The organism is Micromonospora violae (assembly GCF_004217135.1).
In the GTDB taxonomy this organism is placed as follows: Bacteria; Actinomycetota; Actinomycetes; order Mycobacteriales; family Micromonosporaceae; genus Micromonospora; species Micromonospora violae.
On record NZ_SHKK01000001.1, the window covers coordinates 3,488,147 to 3,506,835 of the forward strand.

The 18,689-nt window shown below is 73.1% G+C and carries 20 protein-coding genes; 9 read left to right on the plus strand and 11 right to left on the minus strand.

Translation table 11 applies throughout. The annotated features are described in order from the left end of the window. Positions 1-186: 186 nt before the first annotated feature. The 3 genes from EV382_RS15285 to EV382_RS15295 form a co-directional block, all read right to left on the minus strand. Entirely contained in the window at positions 187-960 is a 774-nt protein-coding gene (locus EV382_RS15285; RefSeq protein ID WP_130402554.1) for a hypothetical protein, read from the minus strand. 151 nt (positions 961-1,111) lie between these two features. Further along, positions 1,112-2,218 carry an SPFH domain-containing protein gene (locus EV382_RS15290; RefSeq protein ID WP_130402556.1) on the minus strand — a complete coding sequence of 369 codons (1,107 nt, stop codon included), beginning with the start codon at positions 2,216-2,218 and terminating at the stop codon, positions 1,112-1,114. Positions 2,219-2,222: 4 nt separating this feature from the next. After that, complete coding sequence (locus EV382_RS15295; protein WP_130402558.1) at positions 2,223-2,696, minus strand: NfeD family protein; 474 nt, start codon at positions 2,694-2,696, stop codon at positions 2,223-2,225. Between the two features lie 119 nt (positions 2,697-2,815). Between EV382_RS15295 and EV382_RS15300 the strand changes: the two genes are divergently transcribed. After that, positions 2,816-4,117 (plus strand): serine hydrolase domain-containing protein, encoded by a 1,302-nt coding sequence (locus EV382_RS15300; RefSeq protein ID WP_130402560.1) that lies wholly within the window; start codon positions 2,816-2,818, stop codon positions 4,115-4,117. 33 nt (positions 4,118-4,150) lie between these two features. On the opposite strand, the gene EV382_RS15305 is transcribed toward EV382_RS15300, so the two are convergent. Beyond that, positions 4,151-4,963 carry a DUF3097 domain-containing protein gene (locus EV382_RS15305; RefSeq protein ID WP_130402562.1) on the minus strand — a complete coding sequence of 271 codons (813 nt, stop codon included), beginning with the start codon at positions 4,961-4,963 and terminating at the stop codon, positions 4,151-4,153. Positions 4,964-5,303: 340 nt separating this feature from the next. Between EV382_RS15305 and EV382_RS15310 the strand changes: the two genes are divergently transcribed. Then, positions 5,304-6,098 carry a hypothetical protein gene (locus tag EV382_RS15310; protein WP_130402564.1) on the plus strand — a complete coding sequence of 265 codons (795 nt, stop codon included), beginning with the start codon at positions 5,304-5,306 and terminating at the stop codon, positions 6,096-6,098. Positions 6,099-6,340: 242 nt separating this feature from the next. On the opposite strand, the gene EV382_RS15315 is transcribed toward EV382_RS15310, so the two are convergent. The 4 genes from EV382_RS15315 to fabG form a co-directional block, all read right to left on the minus strand. Further along, positions 6,341-7,120 (minus strand): HAD-IIA family hydrolase, encoded by a 780-nt coding sequence (locus tag EV382_RS15315; RefSeq protein ID WP_088988620.1) that lies wholly within the window; start codon positions 7,118-7,120, stop codon positions 6,341-6,343. Positions 7,121-7,192: 72 nt separating this feature from the next. Next, positions 7,193-8,221, minus strand: coding sequence for a ferrochelatase (locus EV382_RS15320; protein ID WP_130402566.1), 1,029 nt, complete (start codon positions 8,219-8,221; stop codon positions 7,193-7,195). A gap of 100 nt (positions 8,222-8,321) precedes the next feature. Beyond that, positions 8,322-9,089, minus strand: a complete 768-nt coding sequence (fabI, locus tag EV382_RS15325) for an enoyl-ACP reductase FabI (protein WP_130402568.1) — start codon at positions 9,087-9,089, stop codon at positions 8,322-8,324. A 29-nt stretch (positions 9,090-9,118) separates the two neighbouring features. Beyond that, complete coding sequence (fabG, locus tag EV382_RS15330) at positions 9,119-9,823, minus strand: 3-oxoacyl-ACP reductase FabG (protein WP_130402570.1); 705 nt, start codon at positions 9,821-9,823, stop codon at positions 9,119-9,121. A 155-nt stretch (positions 9,824-9,978) separates the two neighbouring features. Between fabG and EV382_RS15335 the strand changes: the two genes are divergently transcribed. From EV382_RS15335 to EV382_RS15355, 5 genes are all read left to right on the plus strand, one after another. After that, positions 9,979-11,214: a sensor histidine kinase gene (locus EV382_RS15335; RefSeq protein ID WP_130402572.1), complete on the plus strand. Its 1,236-nt coding sequence runs from the start codon at positions 9,979-9,981 to the stop codon at positions 11,212-11,214. After that, positions 11,211-11,873, plus strand: a complete 663-nt coding sequence (locus EV382_RS15340; RefSeq protein WP_130402574.1) for a response regulator — start codon at positions 11,211-11,213, stop codon at positions 11,871-11,873. Before EV382_RS15335 ends, EV382_RS15340 begins: the two co-directional genes overlap by 4 nt. 99 nt (positions 11,874-11,972) lie before the next feature. After that, a complete protein-coding gene (locus EV382_RS15345; RefSeq protein ID WP_130402576.1) occupies positions 11,973-12,878 on the plus strand; it encodes an alpha/beta hydrolase in 906 nt (301 codons plus the stop codon). Next, the gene (locus EV382_RS15350; RefSeq protein WP_130402578.1) at positions 12,875-14,107 is read left to right on the plus strand and encodes an acyltransferase family protein; all 1,233 of its coding nucleotides are present in this window, start codon (positions 12,875-12,877) and stop codon (positions 14,105-14,107) included. Before EV382_RS15345 ends, EV382_RS15350 begins: the two co-directional genes overlap by 4 nt. 62 nt (positions 14,108-14,169) lie before the next feature. After that, on the plus strand, positions 14,170-14,385 hold the full coding sequence (locus tag EV382_RS15355; RefSeq protein ID WP_130402580.1) for a hypothetical protein: 216 nt from the start codon (positions 14,170-14,172) through the stop codon (positions 14,383-14,385). Positions 14,386-14,403: 18 nt separating this feature from the next. Here EV382_RS15355 and EV382_RS15360 read toward each other — a convergent pair whose 3' ends face one another. Genes EV382_RS15360 through EV382_RS15370 form a run of 3 tightly spaced genes read right to left on the minus strand, consistent with a single transcriptional unit; the run spans position 14,404 to position 17,428 of the window. Next, positions 14,404-15,354, minus strand: a complete 951-nt coding sequence (locus tag EV382_RS15360) for a VWA domain-containing protein (RefSeq protein WP_130402582.1) — start codon at positions 15,352-15,354, stop codon at positions 14,404-14,406. Beyond that, positions 15,351-16,352: a DUF58 domain-containing protein gene (locus EV382_RS15365; protein WP_130402584.1), complete on the minus strand. Its 1,002-nt coding sequence runs from the start codon at positions 16,350-16,352 to the stop codon at positions 15,351-15,353. The genes EV382_RS15360 and EV382_RS15365 overlap by 4 nt, the downstream gene beginning before the upstream one ends. Continuing rightward, positions 16,331-17,428: an AAA family ATPase gene (locus EV382_RS15370; protein ID WP_130402586.1), complete on the minus strand. Its 1,098-nt coding sequence runs from the start codon at positions 17,426-17,428 to the stop codon at positions 16,331-16,333. The genes EV382_RS15365 and EV382_RS15370 overlap by 22 nt, the downstream gene beginning before the upstream one ends. A gap of 240 nt (positions 17,429-17,668) precedes the next feature. Here EV382_RS15370 and EV382_RS15375 point away from each other — a divergent pair, with 240 nt between their 5' ends. Next, a complete protein-coding gene (locus tag EV382_RS15375) occupies positions 17,669-17,899 on the plus strand; it encodes a hypothetical protein (RefSeq protein ID WP_130402588.1) in 231 nt (76 codons plus the stop codon). Positions 17,900-18,138: 239 nt separating this feature from the next. Continuing rightward, positions 18,139-18,681 (plus strand): PH domain-containing protein, encoded by a 543-nt coding sequence (locus EV382_RS15380; protein ID WP_165435928.1) that lies wholly within the window; start codon positions 18,139-18,141, stop codon positions 18,679-18,681. Positions 18,682-18,689 lie beyond the last annotated feature (8 nt).

Sequence of the window (18,689 nt, forward strand, 5' to 3'; positions counted from 1 at the left end):
TCACCAACTTCACGGCCCCCCACCAGCCAACCCCCAGCCCCGCTCCCCGCTCCCCCGCTCCCCCCGCCCCCGCCCCCGCCCCCGCTCCCGCTCCGGTGATCATGGGGTTAGCGGGAGGTTTGATCACGGAATCGCCCGTCAACCTCATGATCACCGGAGCTGGCCGAAGGCCGGGGTGGTTAGGGGTTAGGGGTTAGGGGTTGGGGTGCTGAGGCTGGCGCTGGCGGCGTCTCTGGCGGTTTCGCGGGGCATCAGGCGCCCGGAGCGGTAGCCGATGCCGATGCCGGCGATCAGTACGAAGATCGCACCGAACGTCTGCAACGAGCCGATCAGGGCACCGCCGAGGCCGAGCAGCGGCGCGGCGATGATCAACATGACGCCGTCGCCAAGGCTGAAGGTGCCCGAGCGGGCCACCGCCCACCCGGTGAGGAACCAGCCCGCGCTGTAGAACGTCGCGCCGACCAGGACCAGCGACCGCGCGGTGGCGCCGAAGACCGGCGTCTGCTCCTCGAGCCCGGCGAACGGCAGCATGAGCACGGTGCCGGCGATGCTGACCAGCAGCCCGGCGGCGGCCACCCGGCGACTGCGGGTCGCGGCCAGTAGCCCGGTGAGGGCCAGCAACGCGAGCAGGCCGAGCCAGACCGCGGCCACCCAACCGATCAGGTACACCGCCTGGCCGTCGGCCGGATAGGGGTCGTTGCCCACCCCGCCGTCGCTGGCCATCGCCACCGCGCCGTAGAGGATGGCGTACGCGGGCAGCAGCCAGACCGCCGCCCGCGCGAACCGACGTACCGACCAGGCCCAGCTGGCGTTCGTGGCGGGAGCCCCCGGGGTCGGCTCTCCGACGAAGGGCAGTACGCCGAACCCGCCACCGCTGCGCCGAGTGCCCAGCGGGGCGATCGGGTCGTGCGCGCCGGGCACCGGGGCCGAGGACCACATCCGATTCGCCGGATCCTTCATGCGTCACCTCGCTCGTCGACGAACGGTGCGGGACGCGCCGGGGCGCCCCGATTGCCTGGTCACCACCCGTCCTAGGACCGATCGTGGCAGGCGTCGGAGCGCCCCATGAGTCTTTCTCGCTTTTATCCGGCCGGGCGGCCGGCGTACGGGATCAGCCGCGCTCGCGCTGGTCGGCCGGGTCCTCGACGAGGCTGGTCGGCGACACCGGCTCCGGCGCGGGCAGCCCCTGCGGCTTGTTGCCGCCGGTGGCCTGCGCCTCGGCGACGCGTACCTCGTCGTGGATCTGCTGGGCGGCGTCCGCCGCGGCCTGGGCCGCCTCCGCGGCCTCGCGCTCGACCTGGCTCGCGTGGTCCGCTGCCTCCGGTGCGGGCATGTCCCCCACCATCTGGCTCAGCCCGCCGAGCGCGCCACCCATCCCCTCCAGGGCCTTGGTCAGCTCGGCCGGGACGATCCAGACCTTGTTGGCGCTGCCCTGGGCGATCTGCGGGAGAGCCTGCAGGTACTGGTAGGCGAGCACCTTCTGGCTCGGGTTGGCCTGGTGGATCGCGTCGAAGACCGTCCGGATCGCCTTCGCCTGACCCTCGGCCTGCAGGATACGGGCCTGCCGGTCACCGTCGGCCCGCAGCACCGCCGACTGCTTCTCACCCTCGGCGGTGAGGATCTGCGCCTGCTTGTGCCCCTCGGCGGTCAGGATCGCCGCCCGGCGGTCCCGCTCGGCGCGCATCTGCTTCTCCATCGAGTCGCGGATGCTGGCCGGCGGCTCGATCGCCTTGATCTCGACCCGGGTCACCTTGATGCCCCACCGGCCGGTGGTCTCGTCCAGCACACCCGAGAGGTGCCGGTTGATCTCGTCGCGGCTGGTCAGCGCCCGCTCCAGGTCGAGCGAACCGATCACGTTACGCAATGTGGTGACGGTCAACTGCTCGATGGCCTGGAGGAAGCTGGAGATCTCGTAGGTCGCCCGGACCGAGTCGACCACCTTGAAGTAGAGAACCGTGTCGATCGAGACGACCAGGTTGTCGGAGGTGATCACCGGCTGCGGCGGGAAGCTGACCACCTGCTCCCGCATGTCGACCTTGGTCCGAACCGCGTCGACGAACGGCACCAGCAGGTTGAGGCCGGGGTTCAGGGTGCGCTTGTACTTGCCGAGCCGTTCCACCACGTCCTGGCGCTGCTGCGGCACGATCCGCAGCGCCTTGGCTAGCGTAATCACGGCGATCAACGCCACCGCGATGATCAGCACACCGATGACCGTCATCCGTTCACCCTCTCGCTTCCGGCAACTCGCCGGCGGAAGAAACATCGTCCTGCCACACCAGGGCTGTCGCGCCCCGGACCTTTATCACCCGAACCCGTTGACCGGGCTCGAAAGTCTGCGTCGTGTCGTACGGCCGGGCCGTCCACAACTCACCGTCGATCTTGACCAAACCGTGCTCGGCGTCCACCCGTTCCAACACCAGAGCGGTGGCGCCCTCGAGAGCCTCCACACCGAACGGCTGCTCGCCGCTCTCCAGGGCCGAGCGACTGTGCCGTCGGATGACCGGTCGGACCACCACCAGGCTCAACGCCGACACCACCGCGAAGACCAGCGCCTGCACGGCGACCGGCGCACCCAGCGCGGCCGCACCGGCGGCGGCGAACGCACCGACCCCAAACATGATCAAGAATAGCGTCGTCGTGAAAATCTCGGCGACGGCCAGCAGCACACCCAAAACGATCCACACCACGGCGTCCACGCCACAATCCTGACACGTAAACGCACGCGCGACCGCCCCGCAAGATCAGTAAGCTCGGGCGAGGCCCTGCCCGTCCCGCCAGAACGCCACGAATCGGCGGCCGACCCGAGGAGATCCCGGTGACCCTGCTACCCGAGACCGCCCGACAGATCGACACTCGGGTCGCCCAGGCACAAGCCGACGGTCACGCCCCGTCGCTGGTGCTGGGCGTGGTTCGCGACGGCGCGCTGGCGCACGTGGCCGCCGCCGGCGAGCACCCCCGCCCGGACGTCGACCTGCAGTACCGGGTGGGCTCGATCAGCAAGACGATGACCGCCACCCTGATCATGCAGTTACGCGACGCCGGCCTACTGGCCCTCGACGACCGGCTGGAGCAGCACCTGCCGGGCACCGGCGTGGGCGCGCTCACCCTGCGCCAACTGCTCGGCCACGCCAGCGGCATGCAACGCGAACCCGAGGGCGACTGGTGGGAGCGGGCGGCGGGCGTCGACCTGCCCACCCTGCTCGCCGGGGTCGACGCCAACAAGATCGCCTACCCGCCGCACCGCGCGTACCACTACTCCAACCTGGCGTACGGGCTGCTCGGCGGGCTACTCGAACGGCTCACCGGGAAGCCCTGGGCCGACCTGCTCGACGAACGGATCCTCACCCCGCTGGGCCTGCACCGCACCACCTACGCCGCCACCGAGCCGTACGCCCGTGGCTACGTCGTCCACCCCTGGCACCACACGTTGCGCGAGGAACCCCGTACCGACACCGGCGCGATGGCCCCCGCCGGGCAACTCTGGTCGACGATCGAGGACCTGGGCCGCTGGGCCGCCTTCCTGGCCGACCCCGACCCGTCGGTACTGGCCGCCGAGACGCTCACCGAAATGTGCGCGCCCGTGGTGATCAGTGATCTCGACTCCTGGAGCGAGGGGCACGGCCTGGGACTGGAGCTCTACCGCGACGGCGAACGCGTGTACGTCGGGCACGGCGGCTCGATGCCCGGGTACGTGGCATCCCTCGTGGTGCACCGGCCCACCCGAACCGCGGTGGTCGGCTTCGCCAACTCGTACGGCTTTCCGATCACCCGGCTCAGCCGAAGGCTGCTGACCACCGTGCTGGACGCCGAGCCGGCGTTCCCCCCGCCGTGGCGGCCCGCCACCGCCGCGCCCGCGACCGAACTGGCCGAGCTGACCGGCCGCTGGTGGTGGATGGGCATTCCGCTGGACCTGACCTGGGACGCGGGTGACCTGGTCGCCCACGTACGCGGTGAGCGGGTCAGCCGGTTCACGGCCGAGGGGACGGACCGCTGGCGGGGACACTCGGGCCCGGAGAACGGCGAGATCCTGTCGGTGCTGCGCGACGACAGCGGACGGGCGACGGCGGTCGACATCGCCACGTTCGTCTTCACGCGCAGCCCCGACGAGGCCCCCTGACCCACCGCTGAACCGAGCCGGCCGACCAGGTGGTCAGGCCGGCTCGGTGACGAAGTCGATGAGGCGTTCCATGGCGTTGATCAGGGGCGTCTCCACGTCGGCGAAGCTGTTCACCCGGGACAGGATGTGCCGCCACATGTCGGCCGGCTCGGCCACCCCGAGGGCCGCGCAGACCCCTTCCTTCCACGGCTGCCCCGGCGGCACCACCGGCCACGCCGCGATGCCCAACGCCGCCGGCTTGACCGCCTGCCACACGTCCACGTAGGGGTGCCCGGTCACCAGCACGTGCGGGGAGTTCACCCGGGCCACGATCCGGCTCTCCTTGCTGCCCGGCACCAGGTGGTCGACGAGCACGCCGAGGCGTCGGGTCGGGCCGGGGCCGAAGTCGCGTACCTCGGCGTCGAGCGCGTCGATGCCGTCCAACGGCTCCACCACCACGCCCTCGATACGCAGGTCGTCACCCCAGATCCGCTCGACCAGGGCGGCGTCGTGGATGCCCTCCACCCAGATCCGGCTGGCCTTCGCCACCTGGGCGCGGACGTTGTCCACCGCCACCGAACCCGACGCGGTCCGCCGCCGGGCCGCCGGCACCGGCGCGCGGGTGGGGCGGCGCAGCGTGACCGGGCTGCCGTCGAGGAGGAACGCCGCCGGCAGCAGCGGGAAGTTGCGCCGCTTACCGTGCCGGTCCTCCAGCACCACGGCACCGGCCTCGAAGCTCACCACCGCTCCGCAGAACCCGGAGTCGGCGTCCTCGACCACGAGGTCCGGTTCGGCGTCCACCTCGGGGGTGACCTTGCGCCGCCGCCAGTCGCCCGCCAACACGTCCTCGCCGTATCGCCCCGCCATGTCGATCACGCTAAACCTCGCCCGCCCCCACCCCACCCCCGACACACCGCCCCGCCCCCACCCGCCGCCCGCCCACCGCCCCGCCGCCCGTCGCCCGCCCGCCACCCGCCCGCCACCCGCCACCCGCCCGCAGGCGTCGATCATGCAGTTGTGGTGCGTCACGAAACGGCTCCAATCGGCACCTTTCGCCCACCACGACTCCATGATCGACCAGGGCGGTGGGCGCGGAGACGCCAAGGGACGCCGGACAGGATTGGGGCGAAGGGGGCAGTTGGTGGCAGGTCGGGCGACCGGAGCGGCAGTCGAGACAGGGCCGGTCGTGACCACGTACCCTTTCGGCATGTCCACCCCCGCAACGGGCGCGGTCACGCTCGCGCCGCGCCGGTCCAGCCGGTTCGTTGCCTGGGTGCGCGCGTGGCGTGCCGGGTTGGTGCCGTACGACGAGGTTGCCGACGCCATCGCCGGCGACGAGGAACATCTCGTCGCGGACGCCCCGGGCACCTGGACCGACGTCCCGCTGGGCGCCGCGCTGCCCACCCTGGCCAAGCTCTCCCCGGACGAGATCCGCCTGGTGCTGCCCGCGCCGGGTGACCCCCGGGGTCTACCCGGCCCCGGCGACTTCGCGGGGGCGGCGCTGGTCACGGGCGAGGCGGTGGTCGCCGGCGGGCTCGGGTTGATCCCCGAGGTGCGCTCGCACACCTCCGGCTCCGGGGACTGTTTCGAGACGGTGCTGTGGCGCGTCTACCCACTGCCGGCCAACGCCCCCGCCGCGTCCCTCTCGTTGCCGGGCGCCGCCGAGGCAGAGGCCGAGCTGGCCGCCGCGCTGGCCGAGACGACCGCCGCGCTGACCCGCCTCGACGTGGCCCAGTGGCGGCCCGAGCTGGCCGGCGCGCTGGCCGCGCTACGCCGCCCCGACGGCACCACCGACCTGCCGCCGGGCTTCGACCCGCGCGCCCGGCGGCTCTTCGCCCGGGCCGCGGTGCTCGACCGGGTGCTCGCGTTGGCCGGGCACTCCGCGCCCGGCGGGGCGATCAACAACTACGAGGCGCAGCAACGGGACGCGGCCCTTCGTCCGCTGACCGCCGCCTGCCGGCAGGCCCTGGTGGCCGCCTGCAACGCCCCCCTGCGCCCCTGACCGGAACCTCGCCCGCGATCATCGCCAGCCCGCAGGTACTCCTTGGCATACCGGCCAACCACCGACTCTCCGGCGCGAGAGGGGCAGGTCCGGCCTTGTCGATCAAGGAGTTGTGGTGCCCGCTTTGGCATTCGGCGGGTTTTTTGTCACCCACCACAACTCCATGATCGGCGGGGGCGATCGACGGGGCGAGGCCGGGCTCGGCGAGGCCGGACGGGGCGGGATGACGAACAGCAGCGCCGTCAGATCTCGTCGAGCAGGTCCGCGACCGAGTTGACGATCCGGGACGGCCGGTACGGGTACCGCTCCGCCTCGGTGCGGCTGCTGATCCCGGTGAGCACCAGGATGGTCTCCAACCCGGCCTCCAGGCCGCACAGGATGTCGGTGTCCATCCGGTCACCGATCATCGCGGTGCTCTCCGAGTGCGCGTTGATGGTGTTGAGCGCCGAACGCATCATCATCGGGTTGGGCTTGCCGACGAAGTACGGCTCCACCCCGGTCGCCTTGGAGATCATGGCGGCGACCGAGCCGGCGGCGGGTAGCGCGCCCTCCACGGACGGGCCGGTCACGTCGGGGTTGGTGCAGATGAACCGGGCACCGTCGTTGATCAGCCGGACCGCCTTGGTGATCGCCTCGAAACTGTAGGTGCGGGTCTCGCCGAGCACCACGTAGTCGGGAGCGAAGTCGGTCAGCACGTAGCCGACGGCGTGCAGCGCCGTGGTCAGCCCGGCCTCACCGATGACGTACGCGGTGCCACCCGGCCGCTGGTCGGCGAGGAACTGACCGGTGGCGAGGGCGGAGGACCAGATCGACTCCTCCGGCACGTCCAGCCCCATCCGGCTGAGCCGGGCGGTCAGGTCACGCGGGGTGTAGATCGAGTTGTTGGTCAGCACCAGGAACGGCTTGCCCGAGGCGCGCATCCGGTTGATGAACTCCGGCGCGCCGGGCACCGGCTGGCCCTCGTGCACCAGCACGCCGTCCATGTCGGTCAGCCAACTCTGCACGGGCTTACGGTCATGCATGATGATCCTCAAAGGTCAGGGGCGCCGGGTCGGCACGCACAGGTCAGGGGTGCCGGGTCGGCACGCAACAGGTCAGGGGCGCCGGGTCGGCACGCAACAAACGGTGGGGCAGGTGTCCCACATGGGCAGCTCGCCCAGCCGGCGGCGCAGCTGCGCACCGTCCGGGTCGGTCCGCTCGGTGACCAGCTCACGCACCATGGTCACGAAGCGGGGGTCGGTGCCCGGCGTGCCGGCCCGGACGAAGTCCAGGCCGAGCTGCTTCGCCGTCTCCCGCGCCTCGGTGTCCAGGTCCCACACGACCTCCAGGTGATCGGAGACGAACCCGATCGGGCTGACCACCACCGCGGTGGTGCCACCCTGCGCGAGGGCGGCCAGGTGGTCGTTGATGTCCGGCTCCAACCACGGCACCTGCGGCGGGCCGGAGCGGCTCTGCCAGACCAGGTCGTAGCGCAGGTCGGGTGCGGCGGCCGCGGCGACCAGCCGGGCGGTCTCGTGCAGCTGCGCCTCGTACCGGCCACCGTGCGGGCCGGCGTTGGCCGCCATCGAGCTGGGGATGGAGTGGGCGGTGAAGACCAGCCGGGTGGTGTCCCGCTGGGCCGGGTCGAGCTGGCCCAGGGCGGCCCGGACCGCGTCGACGTGCGGCTCGACGAACCCGGGGTGGTCCCAGAACTGACGCAACTTCTCGATCACCGGCGCGTCCGGGCCGACGGCGGCACGCGCGGCGGCGATGTCCTCCTGGTACTGCCGGCAGGACGAGTAGCCGCCGTACGCGCTGGTGACGAAGGCCAGCGCCCGGGTGATCCCGTCGTCGCGCATCTGGGTCACGGTGTCGGCGAGCATCGGATCCCAGTTGCGGTTGCCCCAGTAGATGGGCAGGTCGACACCGTGCGCGGCGAAGTCGGCGCGGACGGCGGCCAGCAACTCTCGGCACTGCTGGTTGATCGGGGACACCCCACCGAAGTGCTGATAGTGCTCGGCGACCTCGGCCAGCCGCTCGGGCGGCACCCCCCGGCCCCGGGTCACGTTCTGCAGGAACGGCATCACGTCCTCGGGCCGCTCCGGCCCGCCGAAGGACACCAGCACCACCGCGTCGTACGACATGGGGTCATTCTTGCCCCTCGGCCGGGACGTCCCGGCGACGCCCCCTGGCCGGGACGCGTAGATCACGCGGGCGGCGGCCAGGGAGCGTCGCGGCGAAGCGTCAGGAACCGATGGCGTGGTAGCCACCGTCGACGTGGACGATCTCGCCGGTGGTGGCCGGGAACCAGTCGGAGAGCAGCGCCAGGCAGGCCCGCGCGGCCGGCTCCTGGTCGGTGAGGTTCCAGCCCAGCGGGGCACGCTCGGCCCAGGCGTCCTCGAACTGGTCGAAGCCGGGGATCGACTTCGCGGCGATGGTGCGCAGCGGCCCGGCGGCCACCAGGTTGCTGCGGATGCCCTGCTTGCCCAGGTGCAGCGCCAGGTAGCGGGACGCGGACTCCAGGCCGGCCTTGGCCACGCCCATCCAGTCGTAGACCGGCCACGCCTTCGTCGCGTCGAAGGTCAGACCGACCACCGCGCCGCCGGGCGACATCAGCGGCAGCGCCGCCATCGCGAGGGACTTGTACGAGAAGGTGGAGACGTGCAGGGCGGTCGCCACGTCCTCCCAGGGCGCGTCGAGGAAGCCGCCACCCAGGCAGCTCTGCGGGGCGAAGCCGATCGAGTGCACGACACCGTCGAGGCCGTCGACGTGCTCGCGTACCCGGTCGGCGAGGCCGGCCAGGTGCTCGGTGTTGGTGACGTCCACCTCGATCACCGGCGCCGGCTCGGGCAGCCGCTTGGCGATCCGCTCGACCAGGGAGAGCCGGCCGTAGCCGGTGAGCACGACCTGCGCGCCGTTCTCCTGAGCGAGCTTCGCCACCGAGAAGGCGATCGAGGCGTCGGTGATGACACCGGTGACGAGCAGTCGCTTACCGGCGAGCAGTCCGGACATCCGGGGTTTCCTCCGTAGGTAGATAGGGGTCAGTGGCCCATGCCGAGGCCACCGTCGACCGGGATGACGGCGCCGGAGACGTACCCGGCGCTGTCGGAGGCCAGCCAGGTGACCACGGCGGCGACCTCCTCCGGGTTGGCCATCCGGCCAGCCGGGATCGACTTGAGGATCTCCGCCTTGCGGTCGTCGGAGAGACCGGCGGTCATGTCCGTGGCGATGAAGCCGGGCGCCACCACGTTCGCGGTGATGTTGCGGCTGCCCAGCTCCCGGGTGATCGAGCGGGCGACGCCGACGAGACCGGCCTTGCTGGCGGCGTAGTTGACCTGCCCGGCGCCGCCGGCGAGGCCGACCACCGAGGAGATGAAGATCATGCGACCCCACTTGGCGCGCAGCATCTTGCCGGAGGCCCGCTTCGCCACCCGGAACGCGCCGGTGAGGTTGGTGTTCACCACATCGGTGAACTGCTCCTCGGACATGCGCAGCAGCAACGTGTCGGCGGTCATGCCGGCGTTGGCGACCACCACCTCGACCGGCCCCAGCTCGGCCTCGACAGCGGTGAACGCGGCGTCGATCGAGGCGGCGTCGGTGACGTCGGCGCGTACGCCGAACAGCCCGTCGGGCGCCTCGCCGCTGCGGTGGGTGACCGCCACCCGGTCGCCCTGCTTGGCGAAGGCCTGCGCGATGGCGAGGCCGATCCCCCGGTTGCCCCCGGTCACCAGCACGGTACGGGCCACTGTTCCCCCTTGCGAATGGTCAGCACGGACGCGTCGGAGCCTAGGCGTTACCGGCAGGTAAGCGCTAACGGGAGACACGTCACACTGGGGTACGACACCCGGATCAACCCCTGGTGGCACGCCTGGTGGCGGGCTCGGCCCGTAGCCTCCCGGTGGTGAACCGGCAACCGATCGCCGGGGCCCTGCGCGCCCTGCGACAGACCCTGCTGGGCCCGGACCCCCGGCCCGAACGACCGCTGCTGGCCCGCTGGCCCGGCCCGGCCCGCTACGTCACCCCGGTCGGCCTGCTCGCCGCCCTCGGTCTCTTCCTGATCACGCTGACCGTGGAGAGCGACTGGGGCCTGCCGGCGCCAGTCGCGGTGCTGTTCGCGGCGATGACCGTGGCGCCGCTGCTGGCGCTGCCCCGGCGTCCCCTGCTGGCCTGGCGGCTGACCGTGCTGGCCCTGCTGATCTGCACGTTCAACGCGCCAGCCGACCAGGCCTGGCCATGGACCCCACCGTTGGCGCTCGGGTCGATCGTGGTGCTGGCCCTGACCGTCACGCGGGTCGACCGGCCGGTGCTGGCCTGGGTGGTGACGATCAGCACGGTGCCGGTGTTCACCCTGGTGCACCCCGACAACCGGGTCCCGGTCCTGCTGCTGCTCGGCGCGTCGGCGATCGTCGGTGACCTGATCCGACGCAACCGGTTGTCCCGGCGGGAGCTGGCCGCGCAGACCGAGCTGAACGAGCGCGAGCAGGAGCGCCGCGCGGTGCTGGAGGAACGCACCCGGATCGCCCGGGAGCTGCACGACGTGGTGGCCCACCACATGTCGCTGATCGCGGTGCAGGCGGAGACCGCCCCGTACCGGCTGACGGACGTGTCCGCTCCGGCAGCCGCGGAGTTCGTCGCCATCGCCGCGTCGGCCCGCGACGCGCTGACCGACATGCGGCGGCTGCTGGGGGTGCTGCGCAGCGAGACGACCGGGCCGCAGACCGCGCCGCAGCCGGACCTGACCGACCTGGGCGCGATGGTGGACGCGGCCCACCGGGCCGGGCTGCCGGTCACCCTGGACGCCGAGCTGGCGGACGACGACCGGGTGCCCGCGCCGGTCGGGCTGGCCGCGTACCGCATCGTGCAGGAGGGCCTGGCCAACGCGGCCCGCCACGCGGCCGGCGCCGCGGTGCGGGTCACCGTCCGCGCCGGCCGGTCCGGTCTTCGGGTACGCGTAGAGAACGCGCCACCCGCCGAGGCGGGCTCCCGGCCCCGCGAGACGGGCTCCGGGCACGGGCTGACCGGCATGCGGGAGCGGGCCACCTCGCTGGGCGGTACGTTCACCGCCGGGCCGCTGCCCGACGGGGGTTACGCGGTGGCGGCCGAGCTGCCGTACGACGCGGAGGGCGGGACCGAATGATCCGGGTGCTGATCGTCGACGACCAGGCGATGGTCCGGCAGGGTTTCGGCGCGCTGCTCGCCGCCCAACCGGACCTGCTGGTGGTGGGTGACGCCGCCGACGGGGCGCAGGCCGTGACCGCCGCCCGCCACCTCGACCCGGACGTGGTGCTGATGGACGTGCGGATGCCGGTCATGGACGGGTTGGAGGCCACCCGCAAGCTGCTCGGTGACCGGTCCGCGCAGCGACCGAAGGTGCTCATCCTGACCACCTTCGACCTGGACGACTACGTGTACGAGGCGCTGCGCGCCGGGGCCAGCGGATTCCTGCTCAAGGACGCCCCGGCGGCCGACCTGGTGCAGGCGGTGCGGGTGGTCGCGGCCGGGGACGCGCTGCTCGCCCCGACGGTCACCCGCCGGCTGATCGCCGAGTTCGCGGCCCGTCCGGACCGCCGCCGCCCGCGCCCCACCGACCTGGCCGGGCTGACCCCCCGCGAGACCGAGGTGCTGCGGCTGATCGCCCGGGGCCGCAACAACGCGGAGATCGCCGGTGACCTGGTGGTGGCCGAGCAGACCGTGAAGACGCACGTCGGGCGGATCCTGGCCAAGCTGGGTCTGCGCGACCGGGCCCAGGCCGTGGTGCTGGCGTACGAGACCGGTCTGGTGGCCGCCGGCGAGTAGTCCCGTGGAGCCAGCCCGCAGACGGCTCCGCGGTACGACGACCAGGCTCCGCCCCCGGGCGCACTCTCCCTCCGGATGACATTCCGGAGGGAGAACGTGATGCGACGACGAGGTGCCAGCCGGGTGGCGATGGCCGCACTGCTCGGCGTGAACCTGGTCCTGCCGACCAGACCCGGGCCGGCCACGGCGGCGGGGTTCGTCGAGGCGTACCCGGTGACGGCGGCGGCGATGCGCGCGGCCGGCCCCCCGTACGCGGACTGGGCGGCCGACGGACGCCGGTTCCTGCTGTTCGACGGGCGCGGTGACGGCCGCGCGGTCGAGGTCCTCGGTGACCTCGCCCACGCCGACCGGATCGCGGTGCTGGTGCCGGGGGTCGGCAGCACCCTCGCCGACTTCGACCGGGGGTTGGGCGGGGTGGCCCGGCGGGCGCCGGCGGTGCAGGCCGGGCAGCTCTACCGGGAGCTGCGGGCGGCCGACCCGGGGGCGCGGGTCGCGGTGCTGGCCTGGCTCGGCTACGACCCGCCCGACGGGGTGTTGACCGCCGCCGGGCAGGTCAGCGCCCGACGGGGCGCGGCCGCGCTGGGCACCCTGCTGCGGGAGTTGGCCGGGCGGCGTCCGGCGGCCACGATCACGCTGGTCGGGCACAGCTACGGGGCGCTGGTGGTGTCGCTGGCGGCGGCGGACGCCCCGACCCAGGTCACCGATGTGGTCAGCCTCGGCGGCGTGGGCGCCGGGGTGCAGCGCGCCGACGACCTGCCCGGCGGGCGGCGGTTCTGGGCGGCCGAGGCACCTACCGACTGGATCCGTCGGGTACCACCGGTGCGGCTGCCCGGCCTGGGCTTCGGCCGGCGACCCGGCGACCCGGCGTTCGGCGCCCGCCCGCTGCCGGTGGACGGGGTGGCGGGGCACGACGGCTACCTCGCGCCTGGCAGCGGCGCGCTGGTCGCGGTGGCGGCGGTCGTGCGGGGCGGCGTGGCCGCCGACCCGGTCCGGGACGCCCAGTGAGCCGCGACCGCGCCGTCGACGCGCTGCGGGCGTACGCGATCGGCGGGGTGGTGCTGGGGCACTGGCTGGTCACCGGCTTGGTGCTCACCGGCGACGGCGGCCTGCACCAGGCCAGTCCGCTGACCGCGATGCCCGACCTGGCCCCGATGACCTGGGTGTTGCAGACGCTCGGGTTGTTCTTCTTCACCGCCGGGTTCGGCTCGACCCGGTCGCTGGCCCGCCATCCGGGCGACGCGGGCGGGTGGCTGGCCGGTCGGCTGCGTCGGCTGCTGCTGCCCGCGGTGGCGCTGCTCGGGGTGGGGGCCGCCGTTCTGCTCGCCGCCACCGTCGTCGGCACCTCGGACGACACGCTCGGCGTGGCGTTGCGGCTCGCGATCAGCCCGCTGTGGTTCCTGCTGCCGCTGGTGATCCTCGTCGCGGTGACCGGCCCGCTGCGCGCCGCCGTACGCCGGTGGGGGGTGACGCGCTGCGTGGCACCGGCGGTGGCCGTGGTCGCCGCCGCCGACCTGGCCGTCCGCCTGCTGCCGGCCGGCACCGACCTGCCCCCGGTCACCGTGCTGGCGGCCTGGTCGGTGCCGTACCTGCTCGGCGTGGCGCACGCCGACGGGTGGCTGGACGGCCGGCGCGCGGGCGCGACGGTGGCGGCTGGTGGGGCGGTCGCGCTGGCGGCGCTGCTGGCACTGGGCTACCCGGTGAGCGCGGTCGGCGTGCCCGGCGCCGGGGTGTCCAACCTGAACCCGCCGTCGCTGCTGGTCGTGGCGCTGGCGGTCACCCAGGTCGGGCTGGGGCTGCTCGCGCGGCCCGCCCTGCGACGGCTGCTGACCCGGCCGGTGCCGGGCCGCGCGGTGACCGCTGTGAACCGCTCCGCGGTGCGGATCTACCTGTGGCACCAGCCCGTCCTGGTGGCGGTGACCGCGCTCACCGCCCGCGGCGGGCTGACCCTGCCCGGTCTGCACACCGCCCCGGACGACCCGGGCTGGGTGCTCGCGCGCTGCTGCTGGCTGCCGCTGCTCGCGGTGGTGCTGGTCACCGTCGTACGGGTGGGTCGGCCGCGGTCGCGGCGTCAACCGGGCGGTGGAGGGGTCGCCAGCCGGTCGGCCGAGTACGGTCCGTCGACACCGCAGGTGTACGATCATCGACGTTCCGGCCGGCCCGACTTGCAGGAGGTGATCGCTGTGCGAGATAGCGATCCTCCCAGTCGTGGCCGGGCCGATGGTCAGTCCCGCTGAGCCACGACTCAGTCTGGTGAGCTGACCCCGCTCCGCTCCCCACCACGTCGGCACCTGCCGAGGTGAGTGTGCCGCGCCGCCCGATTTCGGGCGGCCGCCGGGAGCCGCCCGGTCACGACTTCGTGTGCGCGTCCCTACCCCTGCGGTCCGCCCCCGCACGCGGACCGTCCAGCCGCCACCCGGAGCCGTCCATGAGCCGCTACGTCGCCCCGCTGGGCTTCACCCTCGCCGCCGTCTGGGTGGCCATCGTCTTCGTGCTCGCCGGCGGCGGTCACTGACCGCCGCCGGCACACCGGTCACACCATCCGCGACGACCACAGCAGGCTGAGCGCGCCCGCGCAGAGCGCCAGCAGCAACGCCACCCCGGCGTACCACTGGGTCACCTCACGCGGCTCGGTGCGGAACCCGATCGAGCTGCCCATGTCCTGATAGACCTGCTTCAGCTCGCTCACCGAAGCCGCCTCGTAGAAGTAACCCTCGGTGGTCTCGGCGAGTTCGGCGAGGGCCATCCGGTCCACCGGCACCCGCTGCAACTGCCCGCCGATGTCCACCTGGCCGGTGTCGGTGCCGAAGGCGATGGTGGAGACCGGAACGTTCGCGGCCTGCGCGGCCGCCGCCGCCTCCTCCACCGCCCGACCCGAGGTCCGGAAACCGTCGGAGAGCAGCACGATCCGCGCCGGCGGAATACCCGCCGCGCCGTCGGCCGGCACCGACCGGATCGCCTCCAGGCAGGTGAACACCGCCTCGCCGGTCGCGGTCGCCTCGGCCAACACCAGCCCGTCGATGGCGCTGGTCACCGCGTCCCGGTCCTTGCCCGGCGGCACCAGCACGTTGGCCGCCTTGGCGAACGACACAAGACCCAGGTTGTAGCTCTCCGGCAGCTCACTGACGAACTGCTTGGCCGCCTCCTGGGCCGCCTCCAGCCGGTTCGGCACCACGTCGTCGGCCTGCATCGACAACGACACGTCGATGGCGAGCATCACGGTGGCCCGCTCCAGCGGCTCCTTGGTGTCCACCGCCGGCCGGGCCAGCGCGGTGGCCAGCACCAACAGGCAGAGCAGGAACGCGGTCGCCGGGACGTGCCGACGCCAGCCCAGGCCCTTCGGCGCCACCGTACGCAACAGGTCCACATTGGTGAACCGCATCGCGTACGCCCGGCGGTGCAACTGCCGCCAGACGTAGAACGCGGCGAGGGCGAACACCGGCAGCACAGCCAGCAGCCACCACGGTTGCAGAAAACGGATCATCGTGTCGTCCCCCGGGTACGCGCGTGCCGCTGCGCGGCAACGAATCGCACCATGTCCAGCAGCCAGTCTCGGTCGGTACGCAGACGCAGGTGGGCCGCCCCGGCGCCGCGCAGGGCGGCGGCGATCGTGGCCCGTTGGGCGGTGGCGGCCTCGGCGTAGCGCTGCCGCAGCCGTGGGTCGGCGGTCTGCACCTCGTGCAGCTCGCCGGTCTCCGGGTCGACCACCGGCAACACGCCGACGTCGGGCAGCTCCAGCTCACGTGGGTCGACCACCTCGATCGCCAGCACGTCGTGGCGGACGCGCAGCTTGCGCATCGGCCGCGCCCACTGCTCGGCCGGCGCGAGGAAGTCCGAGACCACCACGGCCACCCCGCGACGGCGCGGCGGACGGTTGAGCATCTCGATCAGCGCCCCCAGATCACCACGGCCGGGCCGGATGGCGGTGCCGGCGACGGCACGCAGCAGGCCCTGCGCCTCCTTGCGGCCGGAGCGGGCCGGCAGCCGGGTGAGCACCCCGGGCCCGACCGTCGGCGGCCCGCCTCGCCAGCGGCGGGCCGGCGTGGACACCCCGCCACCGGTGCCGATCACGGCGCCGATCCGGTTGCCGCCGCGCACGGTCAGGTGGGTGATGGCGGCCGCCGCGGCCACCACGACCTCCCGCTTGAGCCACTGCCCCGTACCGAAGTCGAGGCTGGCGGAGAGATCCAGCGCGAGCCAGGTCTCCAACTCCCGGTCGGCGGCCGTACGCCGCACGTGCGGCGTGGTGGTCCGTGCCGTGACCGGCCAGTCCATCCGGCGCACGTCGTCGCCGGGTCGGTACTCCCGCGACTCCCCCGCCTCACTGCCCGGGCCGGGCAGCAGCCCGGCGTAGTCGCCCTGGAGGAGGCCGTCGAGTTTGCGGGTGACGAGCAGCTGAAGCCGGGACAGCACGGCCTCACTACGGTCGGCGAGGGGGGCCGGACGAGGGGTGGGTGAGGTCACGGCCGCTGCCCGGGCCAACCAGCGCCCGGCGGCGGCGCGATCGACGGCGGGGTGGCCTGCTGCCGGGGGGCGACCGCCGGGAGCGGAATCGTCGACATCACCCGCTGCACGATGTGGTCGGCGGGCACGTCGTCGGCGAGTGCGTCGTAGCTGAGCACCAACCGGTGCCGCAGGATGTCCGGTGCGATGTCCTGCACGTCCTGCGGCAGCGCGTAGTCGCGCCCGCGCAGCAGCGCCAGGGCGCGGGTCGCCCGGACCAGACCCAACGAGGCCCGCGGGCTGGCCCCGTACTGGATCAGTTGCGCGACGTCGGGCATGCCGTGCTCGGCCGGGGTGCGGGTGGCCAGCACCAACCGGACCGCGTAGTCGACCAGGGCGTTGTGGACGAAGACCTGGTCGGCCTTGCGTTGCAGGGCGATCAGCTCCGGGGTGTCGAAGACCGCTGTCGGTTCGGGCGCGGCCACACCCATCCGGTAGACGATCTCCCGTTCCTCCGCGTCGCTCGGGTAGCCCACCACGATCTTCAGCAGGAACCGGTCCCGTTGCGCCTCCGGCAGCGGATAGACGCCCTCCTGCTCGATCGGGTTCTGGGTCGCCATCACCAGGAACGGGTCGGGCACCCGGTGGCTCTCCCCACCGATGGACACCTGCCGCTCGCTCATCACCTCCAGCAGCGCGGACTGCACCTTCGCCGGCGCCCGGTTGATCTCGTCGGCGAGCAGGAAGTTGACGAAGACCGGGCCCAACTCGACGTCGAACTTCTCGCTCGACTGCCGGTAGATCCGGGTGCCCATGATGTCGGCGGGCACCAGGTCCGGGGTGAACTGCACCCGGGCGAAGGACCCGCCGACGACCTTGGCGAGGGTCTCCACCGCCAGGGTCTTGGCCACCCCGGGCACACCCTCGATCAGGCAGTGACCTCGGGCGAGCAGCGCCACGAACATCCGCTCCACCATCCGGTCCTGCCCGACGATCACACGTTTGATCTCGAACAGCGCCTTCTCCAACAGGGTGGCGTCCTGTGCGGGTGTGGTCACCGGCGCAGGTGCCGCTCCGTTCGGCGTCGGGGCGTCGGGCATGGTCGGCTGGGCCACCGGTCCTCCACAGCGTTTGTCGGTCGTCGCGGCTTGTGCGGTATCAAGACTCCCACGCCTTGCTGAGTGTGGAGGTGGGGAGAAGCCGATTTTGGGCGCGCCGTCCCCAGCAGCCGAATCGCGCATCGCGGGTGTGCACGGACCGGCCCGGCGCGTGTACGATTCACCCGTCGCCGGGCGGCTCCCCCCGTGGTCGCCCGGCGCTCAAGCTCTCCGTCCCGACGCCCTAGACTGGCCGGGATGAGCATCCCCTCCCCCGCTGACGAGGCCCTGGTCTGTTCGGCCCGGGGCTGCCGGTCCGCCGCCGTCTGGGCGCTGGAGTGGAACAATCCCCGCCTGCACGACGCCGATCGGCGCAAGACCTGGTTGGCCTGCGCCGAGCATCGGGGCAGCCTCGGTGACTTCCTGGACGCTCGAGGCTTCCTGCGTGCCGTCACTGCGGTGCCCGCATCGCCTACGCTCGACCTGTGAGCGGCGACCATCCGGCTTCCCCCGGCCCCAGTTCCCCGTCCTGGCCGCCCACCCCGGCCACCGCACCACCGGGCGTCGAGCCGCCGCCCGGCGCGTTCCCGGCACCCGGCACGCTCGGCCCGGAGCCCACCGCGCCGGATGTCTCGACGCCCGCCCCGCTGCCACCGGGCGCGCTGCCACCCGGTCACCGGCCGACCCCCGCCGACCGGCGCGCGCCCGACCTGCCGGCCCCCGGCCTCCTGCCACCCGACCCCGGCACTCCCGGCCCACTGTTGACCGCCGCGCCGGTTGGCCGGGGTCCGCTGGAGCCCTGGCCGGACACGGTCAACTGGCAGCCGATCTCCACCGATCTGATCTGGGTGGGGCTGATCCGGCTGGCGGTCGTGGTCGCCATCGGGCTGGCCGTGACGGCCGTCGCCTGGGCGTTCAGCGGCCACTGGCTGTTCGGGCTCGCCGTCGCCGTCGTGGTGCTGCTCGGCGTGTGGCGGGCCGTCACGATCGTCCGCGCGGTCCGGGCCTGGGGGTACGCCGAGCGGGAGAACGATCTGCTGGTCCGGCACGGGCTGCTGGTCCGCCGACTCTCCATCGTGCCGTATTCGCGGATGCAGTTCGTCGACGTGAGCGCCGGTCCGTTGGAGCGCGCCTTCGACCTGGCCACCGTGCAGCTGCACACGGCGGCGGCGGCGAGCGACGCCCGGGTGCCCGGGCTGCGTCCGGCGGAGGCGTCCCGGCTGCGCGATCGACTCACCGCGCTCGGCGAGGACCGGGCGGAGGGGCTGTGAGCGCCCGC

Excerpts from the sequence above, each read along its gene's own strand:
- EV382_RS15320 (WP_130402566.1), bottom strand. The coding sequence starts at position 8,221 with ATGTCGTACGACGCGGTGGTGCTGGTGTCCTTCGGCGGGCCGGAGCGG.
- EV382_RS15310 (WP_130402564.1), top strand. The coding sequence starts at position 5,304 with ATGTCCACCCCCGCAACGGGCGCGGTCACGCTCGCGCCGCGCCGGTCC.
- EV382_RS15305 (WP_130402562.1), bottom strand. The coding sequence starts at position 4,963 with ATGGCGGGGCGATACGGCGAGGACGTGTTGGCGGGCGACTGGCGGCGG.
- EV382_RS15375 (WP_130402588.1), top strand. The coding sequence starts at position 17,669 with ATGAGCATCCCCTCCCCCGCTGACGAGGCCCTGGTCTGTTCGGCCCGG.
- EV382_RS15290 (WP_130402556.1), bottom strand. The coding sequence starts at position 2,218 with ATGACGGTCATCGGTGTGCTGATCATCGCGGTGGCGTTGATCGCCGTG.
- EV382_RS15315 (WP_088988620.1), bottom strand. The coding sequence starts at position 7,120 with ATGCATGACCGTAAGCCCGTGCAGAGTTGGCTGACCGACATGGACGGC.
- EV382_RS15345 (WP_130402576.1), top strand. The coding sequence starts at position 11,973 with ATGCGACGACGAGGTGCCAGCCGGGTGGCGATGGCCGCACTGCTCGGC.
- fabI (WP_130402568.1), bottom strand. The coding sequence starts at position 9,089 with ATGTCCGGACTGCTCGCCGGTAAGCGACTGCTCGTCACCGGTGTCATC.
- EV382_RS15340 (WP_130402574.1), top strand. The coding sequence starts at position 11,211 with ATGATCCGGGTGCTGATCGTCGACGACCAGGCGATGGTCCGGCAGGGT.
- EV382_RS15285 (WP_130402554.1), bottom strand. The coding sequence starts at position 960 with ATGAAGGATCCGGCGAATCGGATGTGGTCCTCGGCCCCGGTGCCCGGC.
- EV382_RS15360 (WP_130402582.1), bottom strand. The coding sequence starts at position 15,354 with ATGATCCGTTTTCTGCAACCGTGGTGGCTGCTGGCTGTGCTGCCGGTG.